The organism is Corynebacterium sp. ACRPJ (genome assembly GCF_022347345.1).
GTDB lineage: Bacteria > Actinomycetota > Actinomycetes > Mycobacteriales > Mycobacteriaceae > Corynebacterium > Corynebacterium tuberculostearicum_D.
This window is the reverse complement of sequence record NZ_JAKRNC010000008.1, coordinates 29,914-45,886: the sequence shown is the minus strand read 5'-3', so window position 1 is coordinate 45,886 and position 15,973 is coordinate 29,914. Positions and strand designations below refer to the sequence as shown.

The following is a 15,973-nucleotide window of genomic DNA, read 5'->3' as shown; positions in this document are numbered from 1 at the left end:
CTCCTTAGTTTTCGGCCGTGGCTGAGGTCCGGCTGCTGTGGCCGCGACGGCGCACCGCACGGGCCGCGAGCCAAGCCTTGGTGTGGTTCGGAACGGATACCCGCGTAGTGGCAAGCGCCGTAGCCGGGGTGGCGGCGAGGCGATTGGTGAGCTCGGCAAAGATATCCGCCGCCGCGCTCACACCGACCCGCGCGGACGCCGGGAGCAAGTCGATGGTGAGCGCGGCGGTGGCGAGCTCTCGGCGGATCTCTGCGATGAGCGCGGACTTGGAGGTCTCATCAATCCGTCCAGATGGGGCCTGCTGAAAATAGGTGCGTCCCAAAGTGGAGCTATCCTCGCGCAGGTCACGTAGGAAATTAATCTTCTGAAAGGCTGACCCTAGCGCGCGTGCGCCGCGCTCCATGGCGGCGTGGTCGGCAGGGGAGACATTCTCCTCGGCCAAGAAAATTTGCAGGCACAATAGCCCGATGGCTTCCGCTGAGCCGTAGATATAGTCCTGTAGCTCCGACGGGGAATATTCGTGTTGGGTGAGGTCCGCGCGCATGGAGCTAAAGAAGGCAACAAGGTGCTCGCGGTGGAAGCCGCAGCGGCGAGCGGTGATGGCATAAGCGTGCACAATAGGGTCGGTGTGCAGTCGCTGCTGCGGCGCGGCCAGGATGGTGCGCTCGTAGGCATCCAGTGCGGTCGCGGGGTCGGTGTGGGCTTGGGCTGCGGCGCCGTCGACAAGCTCGTCTGCAATGCGCACCACCGCGTATAGGTGGCGGATATCGGCGCGCACCCGCCCGCGCAAAAGCCGCGTGGCCAGAGAGAAACTGGTGGAGTACTGCCCCATAACCTGCGCGGCCGCGCGGGAGGCCGCTTGGTCATAGCGAGTCAACATATCTGTCAACGTAGCATGCAGCCTGTCAGCGGTTCGTGGCGCGTGGCTGCCCCTCGGCAAAGCCGGCTGCAGACTGCACGCCCACGGTGGCGCGCTCGCGGAAGGCGGCCAGGGAATCGGCGCCGGCGTAGGTGCACGAGGAACGCACGCCAGAGATAATCCGGTCCACCAGGTGCTCCACGCCGCCGTGCTCGGGGTCGAGGTAGATGCGGGAGGTAGAAATGCCCTCTTCGAACATCTCGCGGCGGGCGCGCTCAAAGGCCTCGGTATCGGAGTTGCGGCCGCGCACCGCCCGGCGCGAGGCCATACCGAAGGACTCCTTATAGAAGGCACCGTCGGCATCCTTGTGCAGGTCACCTGGGGACTCAAAGGTGCCGGCGAACCAGGAGCCAATCATGACATTGGAGGCACCCGCGGCCAGTGCGAGGGCGACATCGCGCGGGTCGCGCACGCCGCCGTCGGCCCATACATGGGCGCCTACCTCCCGGGCGGTCGCAGCACACTCTAAGACGGCCGAGAACTGCGGGCGGCCCACGCCAGTCTGCATGCGGGTGGTGCACATCGCGCCCGGGCCCACACCGACCTTGATAATGTCCGCGCCGGCCGCTGCCAGCTCGCGCACACCCTCGGCCGTGACGATATTGCCGGCGGCAATGGGAAGCCCCAGATCCAGCGCCTTAACCTTGCGCAGCGCGGTAAGCATGCTTTCCTGATGTCCGTGTGCAGTATCGATGACGAGGACATCAGCACCGGCCTCCGCCAAGGCGCGGGCGCGGCCTTCCACGTCACCGTTGATGCCCACCGCAGCACCGATGTGCAAGCGGCCGTGCTTGTCGACGCCCGGCCTATACATCTTCGCCCTTACCGCACCCTTCCTCGTGAGGATTCCAGCCAAGGTGCCATCCGGGTTGACCACCGGGGCTAGCTTGCGGGAGGTCTTGCGCAGCTTGGTGAAGGCCTCCTGTGGGTCAATGCCCACCGGCAGCGTGACCAAGTCAGTAGTCATCAGCTGGCCAACGGCGGTGAAGTTATCCTGCCCCCGTAGGTCCTTCGGGGTGATGATGCCGATGGGCATGTCCCCGTCGACCACGATGGCGGCACCATGAGCGCGCTTGTGCAAAAGGTTGCTGGTATAGCCCACGGTGTGGTGCGGCTTGACGGTAATTGGGGTGTCATAGACCAAGTCCGCCGCCTTCACAGAGGCGATGGTTTCTGCGGCCGCTTCTAAGGAGAGGTCCTGTGGCAGGATGGTCAGGCCGCCGCGCCGGGCGGTGGTCTCGGCCATGCGGCGCCCGGCCACGGCGGTCATATTGGCCACGATGAGCGGGATGGTATTTCCAGTACCGTCCTCAGTGGTGAGGTCTACCGACTGGCGCGAGCCCACCTCGGAGTGGCTCGGGACCATAAATACGTCGGAGTAGGTCAATTCGTACTGCGGGTGGGAATCGTTGAGAAAACGCACTGGGGGTGTACCTCGCTTTAGGCTCGGGTGGCGCGGTCTCACCGCGCGGATGAAGACACTAAAACTATACTCCTCGACTTTCCCCGCACCCGCGGCCTCAGTATCCTGTCTGGGTGTCTCAGAAACCAGATCCCCACATTTCCGCAGAGGTAAAAATCAACCTCACCATCCTCGTCCTTGGCGCGATGGTGATGATCCTGAACGAGACCGCCTTGTCGGTGGCGCTGCCCACCATCATGGCGGACTTTGGCATCCCCGCGACCTCCGCCCAGTGGCTGCTTACCGGTTTCCTCCTCACCATGGGCGTGGTTATCCCGACCACCGGCTTTCTCATGGATAAGTTCACCACCCGGCAGATCTTCTTGGCCGCGTCGGGCGTTTTTCTTGCCGGTACGGTGTTGGCGGCGCTCGCCCCGGCTTTCGGCGTGCTGCTGGTGGGGCGCGTATTCCAAGCGGCCGGCACCGCCTTGATGATCCCCACCCTGATGACGGTGGCGATGACCCTCGTCCCACCGCAGCGCCGCGGCAGCGTCATGGGCATTATCTCCGTGGTCATTTCCGTGGCCCCAGCACTCGGACCCACGGTGGGCGGCTTCGTGTTGGGCATGTCTAGCTGGCACGTCATCTTCTGGACCATGGTGCCGCTGCTTGGCCTCATCTGCGCCGCCGGCTATTTCCGCCTGGTCAACGTGGGAGATAAGCGCGATACCCCGCTGGATTTCCCATCCGTCGTCCTGTCCGTCTTCGCCTTTGGCGGATTGGTCTACGCCGTATCGTCCCTGGAAAACATGCTGGAGGGCGATGGCCTCGTAGACATCGTCGTCCTCATCGTTGGCCTCGTGGCTTTGGCGCTTTTCACCCGCCGTCAGCTGCGCCTGGCCAAGGACAATCGCGCCCTTTTGGACATGCGCCCGTTTACGGTTCCCAACTTCACCGTGGCGGTACTGGGCATGCTGCTCATGTTTGGGCTATTGCTCGGCGTGGTCAATATCCTGCCCATCTACCTGCAGACCTCCCTGGCGGTAAGCTCGCTGGTCACCGGGCTCGTCGTCATGCCTGGCGGCTTGCTCCAAGGCGGCATCTCGCCGATGGTCGGCCGCCTCTATGACATCCACGGGCCCCGCCCGCTCATGATCCCCGGCGCCCTGCTCCTAGCCGCGGGCACGTGGCTGATGACCCTGCTCAACGAGGACAGTGCGGTATGGATGGTCATTGGCATGCACATCCTTTTTGCGCTGGGCATCGCGCTTATGATGACGCCGCTGATGACGACGTCCCTAGCCTCCCTGCCAGACGAGCTTTACTCGCACGGCTCCGCCATCCTCAATACCCTGCAGCAGCTGGCGGGTGCGGCCGGCACTGCCTTCCTGATGACCTTCCTGACCCGTGGCACCAAGTCCGGTGCGGCCCAAGGCATGAACGAGGCAGCCGCCACGGCTCACGGCGCGCACTGGGCCTTCCTTTTTGCCGGCGTGCTTTCGCTGGTGGTCGTCGTACTGGCCCCGTTCCTCAAGCGCGTACCCTCCGCGGAATAGGAACAAGGACAAATTAAGAGGCGCACAGCGGCAGGTTCAGCCGCTCCTCTTCTGCCTTATCGCCCCAGACCAGGAATGCGGACTGGGTGCCTTCCACGGCCATCACGTAGGTCGGAACATCAGCGGTGGTCTCAAAGCTTTGGATGGTGCACTGGTCATTGGAAAGCTCGACCGGTTCGGCGTCGGGAAGCATGGCATCGCGCTCCTCCACGCTGGGGTAGTAGGTCACGATGTAGTTGAATCCATCGCCCACGCAGGAAATCTTGGCCTCCTGGCCAGACTCCGGCTCGCGCGAGGAGCACTTAGCCCCATCGAAGCCATCCTGGCCGCTGCGGGAGCCCACCAAGTCCGGATACGCATCCGCGAGGTTTTGCTCCTTGTCATTCCAGCTGGGGTAGGACAGGAAGAACCACAGCGCGGCCGCAGCAGCAATCGCGGCCACCACCAGCACCGTGATGAGCGCAATGAGCCCGCCCTTGCCCTTCTTCTTCGGCGCGGGTGCCAGCGGTTGCTGCGGCTGCGCCATGGGCTGGGCCACCGGTTGCGGCTGTTGCGGCGGGGCGAACTGCTGCTGAGGGCGCGGTTCTGGCTCCTGCACGCGGGGAATCTGCGCGGTATCGAAATCGCGCTGCGGGCGCAGGTGAGACACCACATCCTTGGCGCTCTCGGCCGTGCCAGTGGGCTTATACTCCGGGCATTTGCGGGCAACGAGCTCCTCAAACGCCGCCACCGCATCGCCGTGCTCTTCGCCGGCCGGGCCGGCCGCAGCCAGCACCGAAACCTGGCGTTGCTTATCGACGCCCACTCGGGCCTCCCTTAGCCCATGCACCGCAAAGTCTGCCCGCCCGCGGGAAATTAGGAAGTCCACCGCACCCGCCAACGGGCCGAAGACGTCGGCGGCCTCCTCGCGGCTGAGATTATTAGGAAGCTCAGAAAGTTGGGTTCCGGAAACCCCTTCGCGCACGATGAATTCCTGCCCATCCGCGGTAGTGCCCGTGCCCACCAGCGGCGCGATGGCTGGATGGTGCAACCCATGCAGTGCCGTGGACTTGTCCACCACGCCGGTAATTTCCGGCGCGAAGATTTCCACGCTCAGCTGCTGGTGCGTGTTTCCATCTTCGACCGCAAAGAGGGTAGACGATGGCGCCTCATCCAACACGGCCAATTCGTGCAGGTTGTGTTGGGTGGCAAAGAACTCAGGAAGCTGGGGCACGGTCGCGATGTCCTTAAAAAGTGGGGAGGGGCAGGGAACAAAACGATTCTAGATTACATGCCCATGCCTCTGTTCGCTACCGGCGTACACCCGTGTGAGCTGCGAATATGGTGGATTCTGGCGGTATTGCGGGCATCTGGGAACAAAACGGGAAATTATCGGCGGACTGCCGCGTTAGAGTGGGTATCACATTAGAAGCGAAAGTATAGGGGAATCATGTTCGAGAGGTTTACCGATCGTGCTCGCCGCGTCATCGTTTTGGCGCAGGAAGAAGCACGCATGCTTAACCACAATTACATCGGCACCGAGCACATCCTGCTCGGCCTTATCCATGAGGGCGAAGGCGTAGCCGCCAAGGCGCTGGAATCCATGGGTATCTCCCTGGAGGATGTCCGCCGCGAGGTCGAGGAAATCATCGGCCAAGGCAGCCAGCCGCACACCGGCCACATCCCCTTTACCCCACGCGCCAAGAAGGTGCTGGAGCTTTCCCTGCGCGAAGGTCTGCAGATGGGACACAAGTACATCGGTACTGAGTTCTTGCTATTGGGTCTCATTCGCGAGGGCGATGGCGTCGCCGCCCAGGTGTTGACCAAGCTCGGCGCCGACCTGCCGCGCGTGCGCCAGCAGGTTATCCAGCTGCTGTCCGGTTATGAGGGCGGCCAGCAGGAGGGTGGTTCCTCCAACGGCCAGGGCTCCGGTCCGGTTGGCGCAGGTGCCGGCGCAGGCGGCCGTGGCGGCTCCGGCGGTTCCGGCGAGCGTTCCAATTCCCTGGTGCTCGACCAGTTCGGCCGCAACCTCACCCAGGCAGCTAAGGACGGCAAGCTCGATCCGGTCGTCGGCCGTGAGTCCGAGGTAGAGCGCATCATGCAGGTGCTGTCTCGCCGTACGAAGAATAACCCGGTTCTCATCGGTGAGCCGGGCGTTGGTAAGACCGCAGTCGTTGAGGGCTTGGCGCTCGACATCGTCAACGGTAAGGTTCCAGAGACCCTTAAGGACAAGCAGCTTTACTCGCTGGACCTGGGCTCCCTAGTAGCTGGCTCCCGTTACCGCGGTGACTTTGAGGAACGCCTGAAGAAGGTGCTCAAGGAGATTAACCAGCGCGGCGACATCATCTTGTTCATCGATGAGATCCACACCCTGGTTGGTGCTGGTGCTGCTGAAGGCGCCATCGATGCAGCCTCGCTGCTCAAGCCGAAGCTGGCTCGTGGCGAGCTGCAGACCATCGGTGCTACGACCCTTGAGGAATACCGCAAGCACATCGAGAAGGATGCCGCCCTGGAGCGCCGCTTCCAGCCAGTCAAGGTGGAGGAGCCTTCCCTGGATGACACCTTCTTGATCCTGAAGGGCCTGCGCGATAAGTACGAAGCGCACCACCGCGTGTCCTACACCGATGAGGCGCTGCATGCTGCAGCTTCCCTCTCGGATCGCTACATCAATGACCGTTTCTTGCCGGATAAGGCCGTTGATCTCCTCGATGAGGCTGGCGCCCGCATGCGCATCAAGCGCATGACCGCGCCGAAGGGCCTGCGCGAGGTCGATGACCGCATCGCTGAGGTCCGCAAGGAAAAGGAAGCGGCCATCGATGCCCAGGACTTTGAGAAGGCGGCCGGCCTGCGCGATAAGGAGCGCAAGCTGGGCGAGGAGCGCGCGGAGAAGGAAAAGCAGTGGCGCTCTGGCGACCTTGAGGAAATCGCCGAGGTAGGCGAGGACCAGATCGCTGAGGTCTTGGCGCACTGGACCGGCATCCCGGTGCTGAAGCTGACGGAGAAGGAATCCAACCGTCTGCTCAACATGGAAGAGGAGCTGCACAAGCGCATCATTGGCCAGGACGAGGCGGTCAAGTCCGTCTCCCGCGCCATCCGCCGCACCCGTGCGGGCCTCAAGGATCCGCGCCGCCCGTCCGGCTCCTTCATCTTCGCCGGCCCGTCCGGTGTGGGTAAGACCGAGCTGTCGAAGTCCCTGGCTAACTTCCTCTTCGGTTCGGATGATGACCTCATCCAGATCGACATGGGTGAGTTCCACGATCGCTTCACCGCTTCCCGCCTCTTCGGTGCTCCTCCGGGATACGTTGGCTACGAAGAGGGTGGCCAGCTGACCGAGAAGGTTCGCCGCAAGCCGTTCTCCGTTGTGCTTTTCGATGAGATTGAGAAGGCCCACAAGGAGATCTACAACACCCTCCTGCAGGTGCTGGAAGATGGCCGCCTTACTGACGGCCAAGGTCGCGTCGTCGACTTCAAGAACACCGTTCTCATCTTCACCTCGAACCTGGGCACCCAGGACATCTCGAAGCCGGTGGGCTTGGGCTTTACTGGTTCCTCCGAAAACGATGCGGATGCCCAGTACGACCGGATGAAGCAGAAGGTCAACGACGAGCTGAAGAAGCACTTCCGCCCAGAGTTCTTGAACCGTATCGATGACATCGTCGTCTTCCACCAGCTCACCCAAGAGCAGATTGTGGAGATGGTCGAGCTGCTCATCGGCCGCGTGGCCAAGCAACTGGATGAGCGCGATATGGGCATCGAGCTCACGCAGAAGGCAAAGGACCTGCTGGCTAAGCGCGGCTTCGACCCAGTATTGGGTGCTCGTCCGCTGCGCCGCACCATTCAGCGCGAGATTGAGGACCAGCTCTCTGAGAAGATCCTCTTCGGCGAAATCGGCGCCGGCGAAATCATCACCGTCGACGTCGAGGGCTGGGACGGCGAGTCCAAGGACAACACGGGCGCGAAGTTCACCTTTAGCCCGCGCCCGAAGCCTCTGCCGGAGGACACCGAGGAGCCGCAGCTTGACGACGCCGAGGTGCGCGAAAACGACGCCGACTCCACCGATGCCGGCGAGCCCGACACCATCACCCCGGACGTTCCGGGCGATGGCGGCTCCACCGCCGCCGGAACCGACCTAGAGTCCGGCTCTGGTTCCGACTCCGATGACGACGGCCACAACCCGCCGCCAGCAGGCGCCGGCCAGCCGATGTAACTCTGGGCAACGATTTAAGCCACCCAGTACTTCGCTTTCTGCGAGGCTGGGTGGCTTTTTGTGTGCAGTTCCGCGGGCTCGGACCCCATTTAGCCAGCACAATTAGATGGTGCCGGTTTTCCGTTGAAGCGGTCAAAGAGGTACTTCAAGCCCACCGGGATGTTGATGTAGAGCGGTAAAGCGTGGTCGGCGCCAGCGCCCGGGATGGTCGCAGTGCCGGGGGCGGCCATGAAATCTACGGTTCCGCCCATCTGGCAGTATGCTCTTGCGACGGCGCGGACCTGCTCGTGCGGGATGAGGTCATCGTGCGGCGAGCTGGCGATCATCGCCGGGCCCTTGAGCGGGTGCTTGCCCTGATTCTGGCTTAGCAAGGTTTCCTTGATGACGGGCTTGCGCTCGACGAGCTCGGACAGTGATTCCCCGGTGCGGGTGAGTTGGCGGGTATTGCTAAAGCCCCACATGAGGATGGAGTCACCCGTGCAGCTGGTGGCCGCGGAGCGCAGGAAGTCGATGCCGCGGGGATTGAACTCTTCAAGGACCGCATCGCGGAATTTGGTGTCGCGCTCAGCAAAGCCATTGATGGCGTATCCCAGCACATGGACGATGGAGGAGCCGTCGATGGCCTTCATCACCTTTGGTAGGTCGGCCGGAGGGGCACCGGAGTAGGTACCGGCCACGTTCAGCTCGGGTGCATAAGAATCGGCGAATTCCGCTGCGGCAAGCGAAGCGCCGCCGCCCTGCGAGTAGCCCGCAAAGCCGATAGGGGCGTCCTTCGGAGCGTGGGCCAGCTCCAAGCCGGAGCGGGCGGCATCGAGCATGGCGTGCGCTTCCTCAATGTGATTGACATAGGTGTGGTGGCCTGGCATGCCCAGGCCGATGAGATCCGCGACTATCACTCGGGCGCCATGGTGGAGCGCACCCATGTAGAAGCCGTACTCGTAGTTCGCGTTGATGGTGGGGGAGCCGACCTTGCTCAGCCCTACCGAACCTAAGCCCATGCCCGCCCGCGATGGTGCACACTGGTCCCCGGCGCCGCGAGTGCCGGGCGCAAAGATGATTGTGGGCCGTTCGCCTTTCCCGCGCCACGGCGCCTTGGGCTCGTACAACGTTGCCGAGGCCTGAATCGGCCGACCATCATCCGTAGTGGTGTCATACGTGAATACCTGCCCGCGGCCGACGCCATCGAGCACGTGCGGCGAAGGTCGGGTCGAGGTCACCGCCGCCTGCGCTGTTGGTGGAACTAAGAGGGTACCGAGAATCAGTGAACAAACGGCTAAAAGCCTTATGCAAATCTTTTCCATATCCAAAACCTACCGGTCAGTAGGAACGGCGGAAGCGGAATTGTTAAAATATATGCTCATGGGACTTCAGTATCGTTCAAGAAAAAAGACCGGCAAGAATAGCTGGATTAACGTTTCTGGCTCCGGAGCCTCGATGTCTACCAAGGTAGGACCTGTAACGTTTAATTCCCGCGGCGGAATGTGGGTAAATCTGCCCGGCGGCTTCAATTTCCGCGGTCGGTGGCGTTAAACAGATCACACCCGCAAGATCGCGAACTGCGAATATAGCCGGCCGTTATTAACTCCCTAGATGGGTAGGTGGAAGAGGCCGGCGTCGTTTTGTTCGGCGAGGCCGTCGGCAAGCAGCGAAGCCAACGCCCGGGAGCGCTGTGCCGCATCGGGCCAGACCACATCAATCTCGGACTGGGGCACCGGCCCATCCGCCGCGCGCAGCACATCCAAAATCTTGCCGCGCACCTGCCGGTCCGTGCCCACGAATTTCTGCACGCGCTTTTTCGCCTGCGCCTGCTCTTGCGCGCTGGGCTCCGGCCGGCCAGCTAACTGCCACGCACAGCTTGCGCGCAGCGGGCACTGCTCGCAGGAGGGGTTCTTCGCCGTGCACACTAGCGCGCCCAACTCCATGAGCGCGGCCGAAAAGCGCGGCCCATTCTCGGCCGGCAAAAGCTCGGCTACGGCCGCCAACTCTCGCTTCGCGGGCTGCGGCGCCAGGAACCGGCCCTCTTCCGCCCGGGCATAAACCCGCCGCACATTGGTATCGACCACCGGCACATTTACCCCATAGTGAAAGCACGCCACAGCGCGCGCGGTGTAGTCCCCAATGCCTGGTAGGCGTAGCAATTCATCGACGTCCGCGGGAACTTCGCCGCTGCCAATTACCCCCGCACACTCCCACAGGCGCAGGGCACGGCGCGGGTAGCCCAGTTTGCCCCAAGCGCGCAGCACCTCCGCTCGGGTAGCCTGTGCGAAGTCCGCAGGGGTGGGCCAACGCCGCATCCATTCCTCCCACACGGGGGCCACGCGGGCGACGGGGGTTTGCTGGCTCATGACCTCACTGAGCAGCACGCCCCAGGCGCTGGTGCCAGGCCGGCGCCACGGCAGGTCGCGCTCATTGGCATCGAACCAGGAAAGAAGAACTTGCGTATCCATCGTGAGGGATAGTCTAAGGCATTAGAATGTGGCCTATGCCTTTACGTAATGTTGCCCACGAACCACAAGCCGTATGGGAGGCCCTCCAGGCCGGAAACCAGCGCGTTCTCGACGGCGAGACCGTCGACGTGCGCGAGATCTATAACCGCGAGGGTCTTACCCACGGCCAGGATCCCCGCGTGGTAGTCATTTCCTGTTCCGATTCCCGCGCCCCTATCGAGCACGTATTCAATATTGGCTTCGGCGATGCCTTTGTCATCCGCACCGCCGGCCACATTCTTGACGACGCCGTCCTAGCCTCCCTCGACTACGCCCTCGCCGCCCTCAAGCCAAACCTTTTGGTGGTCCTCGGCCATCAATCTTGCGGCGCGGTCGGTGCGGCTACCGGCTTCGTGGCCGGCGGCGAGCTGCCCACCGGCCTGCAGCGCCCCATTATTGAAAAAGTCGCTGCCTCCGCGCTGGTGGCAGGCCCTAAGGCCACGACTGACGACGTCGAGAGGGAACACACCCGCCAGACCGTCGCCCAACTAGTCGCCAACGTGCCCAACATCCGCCGCCTGCTCGACGAGGGCGCCTTGGGCGTCGTCGGCGCGCGCTACCTGCTGGAGGACTCCAGCGTGGAGACCCTGCAGACCCTTGGCGTGAAGTAGCGGCCTGACACGCGGCGCGGGCTTAGCGCACCGGCCCGCGCCCACCGCTTAGAATTGACAGTGTGACGCAGAAAAAGCCCCTACCAGAAGAGATCTACAAGCGCCGCCGCGTGGCTGCGCTCATCATCGTGCTCGTGTTGGCCGTGGTGCTGATCTGGGCGGCCGTGGCCGCCTTCGGGGGCAGCAGCGAGGAGCCGGCCGATACCGCCGCACCTGCCCCTACGTCCGCAGATGAGGAAACCTCCTCCTCTGCCGCCCCCGAATCCTCCGGGACCGTCTCGGAGACGAAGACGTCGGCCGAGGGGGCATCGGAAAGCAAGGCGGCCGAAAGCGAGCCGTCGAGCGCTGCGCCTGCAAGCTCCGAGGCAGCCAAGAAGACCTGCGAACTCGCGGATCTCGATGTCCGCACCTCCATGTTGAACTACTCCGTGCCGGAAGGCGAGCTGCCGAAGTTCTTCATGACCGTCACCAACCCCACGGCCGCGGACTGCAAAATCGACCTAGATAAGAATCTGCTGCGCTTCGAGGTCTACAAGATGGCCGATAACGAGCGCGTGTGGTCCGATACGGATTGCTATGCCTCCGTGCAGACCGGCTCGCAAACCTTCCCGGCCGGCAAGGACGTGAAATTCGAGGCCGAATGGTCCCGCCAGGCCTCCAAACCGGGCGAGTGCACCGACCGCCCCGCGGCCGAGCCCGGTGCCTACTTTGCTCACACCGTCATCGGCGATAACTCCTCCCCGCCGCAGGACTTCACCCTGCGCTAGGCGCTACCCTGACACCGCGGCGATGGCTTGCCCCAGCGTCGCCACTTGGCGCACCTGCATGCCTTCGACCGGCTCGATATCCCCGCGCGGGACGAGCGCGTGCTTGTAGCCCAGCCGCGCGGCCTCCATCAAGCGCCGTTCCACGTTCGGTACTGGGCGCAACTCGCCGGCCAGGCCCACCTCGCCGATGACTACCGTCTTGGCCGGCAGCGGCTGCTCGTGCAGCGAGGACCACGTGGCCAGCGCCACCGCCAAATCCGTCGCGGTTTCCGTAATCCGCATGCCACCCACCGTGGCGACATAAGCATCCTTGTCGTTGGTGCGCTGGCCGGCGCGCGCCTGCAGAACTGCCAGCACCATCGGCACGCGGTTGGAGTCCAGCCCGGTCACCACGCGCCGCGGGTTCTTCGCTACCGGATCGACCGTCAGCGCCTGCACTTCCGCCAGTATCGGCCGCACGCCGTCCATCGCGACTGTTACGGCCGAGCCATCCGGCGTCGTGCCGCGGTGCGAGAGAAACAGCCCGGAAGGGTCCGCGACTTCCCGAATGCCGCCGGCCGTCTGCTCGAAGCACCCCACCTCGTCGGTGGCGCCAAAGCGATTCTTGATGCCGCGCAGCATACGCAGGCTGGATTGGCGGTCGCCCTCGAAGTTCAAGACGACGTCGACAAGATGCTCCAGCACGCGCGGGCCGGCGACGTTGCCATCCTTGGTCACGTGGCCCACCAGCAGCACCGGAATGCCGGTGGATTTCGCCAGGGAGGTCAGCGCGGCCGTTACCGCGCGCGATTGCGCCACGCCGCCCGATACGCCCTCCACGCCCACGGCGTGCATGGTCTGCACCGAATCGACGATGATGAGGCTCGGCTTGAGCTTATCCACGTGGCCAAAGACCGCATCCAAGTTGGACTCGGCCGCCAAGTACAGCGATTCTTGGAGCGCCCCGGTGCGCTCGGCGCGGGAGCGGACCTGGCCGGCCGATTCCTCGGCCGTCGCATAGAGCACGGTGCGGCCGAGCTGGGCCCACCGCGAGGCTACTTCCAGCAGCAGCGTGGATTTGCCCACGCCCGGCTCGCCGGCCATGAGCACCACTGAGCCGGGCACAATGCCGGTACCTAGCACGCGGTCGAGCTCGCCGATGCCGGTGCGCACCGTCTTGGTCGCCTGCGCCCCAATCTTGGTAATCGGCTGCGCCGGGCTCGACGGCGCTACGCCCTTGCTTGCCGACGCCCCCGCTGTCCCAGGCCCCGCCACCACCGGGGCCCTTTCCTCCAACGTGCCCCAAGACCCGCAGTCGGGGCAGCGGCCGAGCCACTTCGGCGAGACGTAGCCGCATTCGGAACAGGTATGGATGGGGCGAGATTTCTTGGCCATGGCCTCTAGCCTAAAACACGCAAAGGCCTCCGGCCCGAAACGGGCTGGAGGCGGTGATTTTGGGCGGCGTGGCTTAGTTCTTTGGAGCCTCGGAGGAGTAGCCCTCGGAGGACTCGACGTCGCGGTCGAATTCGCCGGACTGCATCTGGGTGGCGGCAATGGTGGCGTCCACGTCGATGGAACCATTGGAGAACTCGAAGGTAACCGGGCGGTCGCCGGCGTAGCCAAAGTCATCGTTCTTCAGGGAGGTGGCGATGTACTGGACGGTCTCAGAATCCTGCTGGGTGGTCGCGTCCAGGTTCTTCTGGGAATCCGCGATGATGGACTGGTCGCGGTGCAGCGGCTGAGCCTTGTCCATCTCGACGCGCTGGCCGTCGACCTCTACGGACTCCAGGGAGATGACATCGGTATCGTAGCCCTGGTTTACGGCGGTGAACTTCAAGGCAGCGGTGCCGTCCGGTTCTACCAAGATGGTGACATCGCGAACCGCAACCTTGTTGTCTTCCGTGCTTGCAGAAGCGCCATCGACCGCAGCCACCTTGTCAGCGGTCTGGGTGACGTGACCCGCCGAGCAAGAAGCCAGCGCCAGAGCGGAGACGGCGGTTACGGAAATAATGGCACCGCGGCGGGCGGCGGACTTCAGGGACTGCACGTTGAGCATCCTCCATCAATTGCGATCACAGGGCTTGTCAACGCTTTAGCCTAGTCCCTTTGGCAATAAAGTACACAGTTAGTCCCAAACCGGGCGGGTAGACCATGGGGGTATACGGGGGTATCCGCAGGCGGGGCGGCCGCTCGTGATAAAATGGCGGCCTTAGTCAACCGGGATTAAACGGGAACACAAGGAGTGGCAATGGAGTATAAGGTCGGCGAGGTCGTCGTCTACCCGCACCACGGTGCGGCCGTCATCGAGGATATCGAGACCCGCGAGATGGGCGGCGAGAAGCTGGAATACCTGGTGCTGCACATCAACCAGTCCGACCTAGTCGTCCGCGTGCCCATCAAGAACGCCGATAACGTCGGCGTGCGCGACGTCGTGGGCAAGGAGGGCCTGGAAAAGGTCTTTTCCGTGCTGCGTGACGAGGACGTCGAAGAGGCCGGCAACTGGTCCCGCCGTTATAAGGCCAACCAGGAGCGCCTCGCTTCCGGCGATATCAATAAGGTCGCCGAGGTCGTTCGCGACCTGTGGCGTCGCGACCAGGACCGTGGCCTCTCGGCCGGCGAGAAGCGCATGCTGGGCAAGGCCCGTACCATCCTGGTGGGCGAGCTCGCGCTGGCCAAGCCGGTCGACGAGAAGAAGGCCGACACCATGATGGAGGAGATCGATGCCACCATCGAGCGCCACCACGCGGCCGGATTGGTAGACGATAAGTCCATCACCACCGATATCGACAACGACATCGATCTCGATGACCTCTCCTTCGACGACGAAGACTAAACCGCGCGTCATCGCGCTCATCGCGGCCGCCGGCCAGGGCACCCGCCTCGGTGCCGAGGTGCCCAAGGCTTATGTCGAGCTGCGCGGGCGCACCCTCCTAGAGCGCTCCGTGCGCGCGCTGCTGGCCTCCGGCGTGGTCGATGAGGTCATCGTGCTGGTCAGCCCAGACATGGAGCCCGAGGCAGCCCGCATCATCGGCCGCATCGACACCGCAGACGGCAAAAACGCCACCAACGCCGCACCCATCCGCCTCGTGCACGGTGGCAGCGAGCGCGCCGATTCCGTGTGGGCCGGCCTGCAAGCAATTCCCGACGACGACGCCGTGGTGCTCATCCACGATGCGGCCCGGGCGCTGACTCCGGCGGCGATGGTGCGGGACGTCGCCAAGCGCGTGCTCGGAGGCGCCCCAGCGGCCGTGCCCGTGGTTCCCGTGGCCGATACCATCAAGGAAGTCGCGGCCGACGCCGTGGTGAGCACTCCCGACCGCTCCCGCCTGCGCGCCGTGCAAACCCCGCAGGCTTTCCGCCTGTCCGCGCTGCGCCAGGCCAACCTCGATTATTGGGCCGAGCAGCCCGAATTCACCGCCACGGATGACGCCAGCCTCATGGAATGGCACGGCGAGCGCGTGGCAACCGTGCCGGGCGATACCCTGGCGTTCAAAATCACCACGCCCATCGATCTCACCCTGGCCCACGCCCTGACCGAGGAGACCCATGACTAACCCGATTATCCCGCGCGTTGGCATCGCCACCGACGCCCACCAGATCGAGGCCGGCAAGGACTGCTGGATCGCCGGCCTGCTCTTCGAGGGCGATGCTGGCTGCGAAGGCCACTCCGATGGCGACGTCGTAGCGCACGCGCTTGTCGACGCCCTCTTATCCGCCTCCCACCTCGGCGATCTCGGCTCCTTCGTGGGCGTCGGCCGGCCCGAATACGACGGCGTATCCGGAGCGAAGCTGCTGCGCGAATGCCGCGAACTGCTCGAATCCGAAGGCTTCATCATCGGCAACGCCGCCGCCCAGCTCATCGGCCAGACCCCCAAGATGGGCCCTCGCCGCGAAGAGGCCGAAGCGGTACTGAGCGAAATCCTTGGTGCCCCCGTGTCCGTCTCTGCCACGACGACGGACCATATGGGCTTTACCGGCCGTAAGGAGGGCCGCGCGGCGGTTGCCACGGCCGTCGTCTGGCGCGCCTAGCCCACCACACTAACCCCGCGCACGCGTCAATTAGACTG

General features: G+C 63.9%; 15 protein-coding genes. 8 read left to right on the top strand and 7 right to left on the bottom strand.

Annotated features, from left to right (window positions below; translation table 11 throughout):
- Nucleotides 1-4 precede the first annotated feature (4 nt).
- Both MHY08_RS06870 and MHY08_RS06865 read right to left on the bottom strand, forming a co-directional pair.
- Nucleotides 5-880 (bottom strand): squalene/phytoene synthase family protein, encoded by an 876-nt coding sequence (locus MHY08_RS06870; protein WP_239236048.1) that lies wholly within the window; start codon nucleotides 878-880, stop codon nucleotides 5-7.
- 25 nt (nucleotides 881-905) lie between these two features.
- A complete protein-coding gene (locus MHY08_RS06865; RefSeq protein ID WP_204610966.1) occupies nucleotides 906-2,342 on the bottom strand; it encodes a GuaB1 family IMP dehydrogenase-related protein in 1,437 nt (478 codons plus the stop codon).
- A 113-nt stretch (nucleotides 2,343-2,455) separates the two neighbouring features.
- Between MHY08_RS06865 and MHY08_RS06860 the strand changes: the two genes are divergently transcribed.
- The gene (locus tag MHY08_RS06860; RefSeq protein WP_239236046.1) at nucleotides 2,456-3,877 is read left to right on the top strand and encodes an MDR family MFS transporter; all 1,422 of its coding nucleotides are present in this window, start codon (nucleotides 2,456-2,458) and stop codon (nucleotides 3,875-3,877) included.
- Between the two features lie 13 nt (nucleotides 3,878-3,890).
- On the opposite strand, the gene MHY08_RS06855 is transcribed toward MHY08_RS06860, so the two are convergent.
- Nucleotides 3,891-5,090 carry a serine/threonine protein kinase gene (locus MHY08_RS06855; protein ID WP_239236044.1) on the bottom strand — a complete coding sequence of 400 codons (1,200 nt, stop codon included), beginning with the start codon at nucleotides 5,088-5,090 and terminating at the stop codon, nucleotides 3,891-3,893.
- A 216-nt stretch (nucleotides 5,091-5,306) separates the two neighbouring features.
- Between MHY08_RS06855 and MHY08_RS06850 the strand changes: the two genes are divergently transcribed.
- Nucleotides 5,307-8,063, top strand: a complete 2,757-nt coding sequence (locus tag MHY08_RS06850; protein ID WP_239236042.1) for an ATP-dependent Clp protease ATP-binding subunit — start codon at nucleotides 5,307-5,309, stop codon at nucleotides 8,061-8,063.
- A gap of 89 nt (nucleotides 8,064-8,152) precedes the next feature.
- On the opposite strand, the gene MHY08_RS06845 is transcribed toward MHY08_RS06850, so the two are convergent.
- Nucleotides 8,153-9,280, bottom strand: a complete 1,128-nt coding sequence (locus tag MHY08_RS06845) for a lipase family protein (protein ID WP_239236039.1) — start codon at nucleotides 9,278-9,280, stop codon at nucleotides 8,153-8,155.
- Nucleotides 9,281-9,422: 142 nt separating this feature from the next.
- Here MHY08_RS06845 and MHY08_RS06840 point away from each other — a divergent pair, with 142 nt between their 5' ends.
- The gene (locus MHY08_RS06840; RefSeq protein WP_080970400.1) at nucleotides 9,423-9,593 is read left to right on the top strand and encodes a DUF4236 domain-containing protein; all 171 of its coding nucleotides are present in this window, start codon (nucleotides 9,423-9,425) and stop codon (nucleotides 9,591-9,593) included.
- Nucleotides 9,594-9,649: 56 nt separating this feature from the next.
- Here the strand turns inward: MHY08_RS06840 and MHY08_RS06835 are convergent, their stop codons facing one another.
- A complete protein-coding gene (locus MHY08_RS06835) occupies nucleotides 9,650-10,510 on the bottom strand; it encodes an A/G-specific adenine glycosylase (protein WP_204610974.1) in 861 nt (286 codons plus the stop codon).
- A gap of 35 nt (nucleotides 10,511-10,545) precedes the next feature.
- Here MHY08_RS06835 and MHY08_RS06830 point away from each other — a divergent pair, with 35 nt between their 5' ends.
- Both MHY08_RS06830 and MHY08_RS06825 read left to right on the top strand, forming a co-directional pair.
- Nucleotides 10,546-11,160, top strand: coding sequence for a carbonic anhydrase (locus MHY08_RS06830; RefSeq protein ID WP_239236037.1), 615 nt, complete (start codon nucleotides 10,546-10,548; stop codon nucleotides 11,158-11,160).
- Nucleotides 11,161-11,222: 62 nt separating this feature from the next.
- Nucleotides 11,223-11,927 carry a hypothetical protein gene (locus MHY08_RS06825; protein WP_204610976.1) on the top strand — a complete coding sequence of 235 codons (705 nt, stop codon included), beginning with the start codon at nucleotides 11,223-11,225 and terminating at the stop codon, nucleotides 11,925-11,927.
- 3 nt (nucleotides 11,928-11,930) lie between these two features.
- Here MHY08_RS06825 and radA read toward each other — a convergent pair whose 3' ends face one another.
- Both radA and MHY08_RS06815 read right to left on the bottom strand, forming a co-directional pair.
- On the bottom strand, nucleotides 11,931-13,301 hold the full coding sequence (gene radA, locus MHY08_RS06820; protein ID WP_239236034.1) for a DNA repair protein RadA: 1,371 nt from the start codon (nucleotides 13,299-13,301) through the stop codon (nucleotides 11,931-11,933).
- A gap of 73 nt (nucleotides 13,302-13,374) precedes the next feature.
- On the bottom strand, nucleotides 13,375-13,962 hold the full coding sequence (locus tag MHY08_RS06815; RefSeq protein ID WP_239193288.1) for a hypothetical protein: 588 nt from the start codon (nucleotides 13,960-13,962) through the stop codon (nucleotides 13,375-13,377).
- Nucleotides 13,963-14,154: 192 nt separating this feature from the next.
- Here MHY08_RS06815 and MHY08_RS06810 point away from each other — a divergent pair, with 192 nt between their 5' ends.
- From MHY08_RS06810 to ispF, 3 genes are read left to right on the top strand one after another with little or no spacing between them, the layout of a single operon-like run.
- The gene (locus tag MHY08_RS06810) at nucleotides 14,155-14,739 is read left to right on the top strand and encodes a CarD family transcriptional regulator (protein ID WP_239236033.1); all 585 of its coding nucleotides are present in this window, start codon (nucleotides 14,155-14,157) and stop codon (nucleotides 14,737-14,739) included.
- Entirely contained in the window at nucleotides 14,711-15,460 is a 750-nt protein-coding gene (ispD, locus tag MHY08_RS06805) for a 2-C-methyl-D-erythritol 4-phosphate cytidylyltransferase (protein ID WP_239236031.1), read from the top strand. The genes MHY08_RS06810 and ispD overlap by 29 nt, the downstream gene beginning before the upstream one ends.
- Nucleotides 15,453-15,935, top strand: a complete 483-nt coding sequence (ispF, locus tag MHY08_RS06800; RefSeq protein ID WP_005329967.1) for a 2-C-methyl-D-erythritol 2,4-cyclodiphosphate synthase — start codon at nucleotides 15,453-15,455, stop codon at nucleotides 15,933-15,935. Before ispD ends, ispF begins: the two co-directional genes overlap by 8 nt.
- The last annotated feature ends 38 nt before the right edge of the window (nucleotides 15,936-15,973 follow it).

Coding starts and splice junctions, on each gene's coding strand:
- MHY08_RS06835 (WP_204610974.1), bottom strand. CDS start 10,510: ATGGATACGCAAGTTCTTCTTTCCTGGTTCGATGCCAATGAGCGCGAC.
- MHY08_RS06870 (WP_239236048.1), bottom strand. CDS start 880: ATGTTGACTCGCTATGACCAAGCGGCCTCCCGCGCGGCCGCGCAGGTT.
- MHY08_RS06850 (WP_239236042.1), top strand. CDS start 5,307: ATGTTCGAGAGGTTTACCGATCGTGCTCGCCGCGTCATCGTTTTGGCG.
- ispF (WP_005329967.1), top strand. CDS start 15,453: ATGACTAACCCGATTATCCCGCGCGTTGGCATCGCCACCGACGCCCAC.
- ispD (WP_239236031.1), top strand. CDS start 14,711: ATGACCTCTCCTTCGACGACGAAGACTAAACCGCGCGTCATCGCGCTC.
- MHY08_RS06810 (WP_239236033.1), top strand. CDS start 14,155: ATGGAGTATAAGGTCGGCGAGGTCGTCGTCTACCCGCACCACGGTGCG.
- MHY08_RS06840 (WP_080970400.1), top strand. CDS start 9,423: ATGGGACTTCAGTATCGTTCAAGAAAAAAGACCGGCAAGAATAGCTGG.
- MHY08_RS06830 (WP_239236037.1), top strand. CDS start 10,546: ATGCCTTTACGTAATGTTGCCCACGAACCACAAGCCGTATGGGAGGCC.
- radA (WP_239236034.1), bottom strand. CDS start 13,301: ATGGCCAAGAAATCTCGCCCCATCCATACCTGTTCCGAATGCGGCTAC.
- MHY08_RS06815 (WP_239193288.1), bottom strand. CDS start 13,962: ATGCTCAACGTGCAGTCCCTGAAGTCCGCCGCCCGCCGCGGTGCCATT.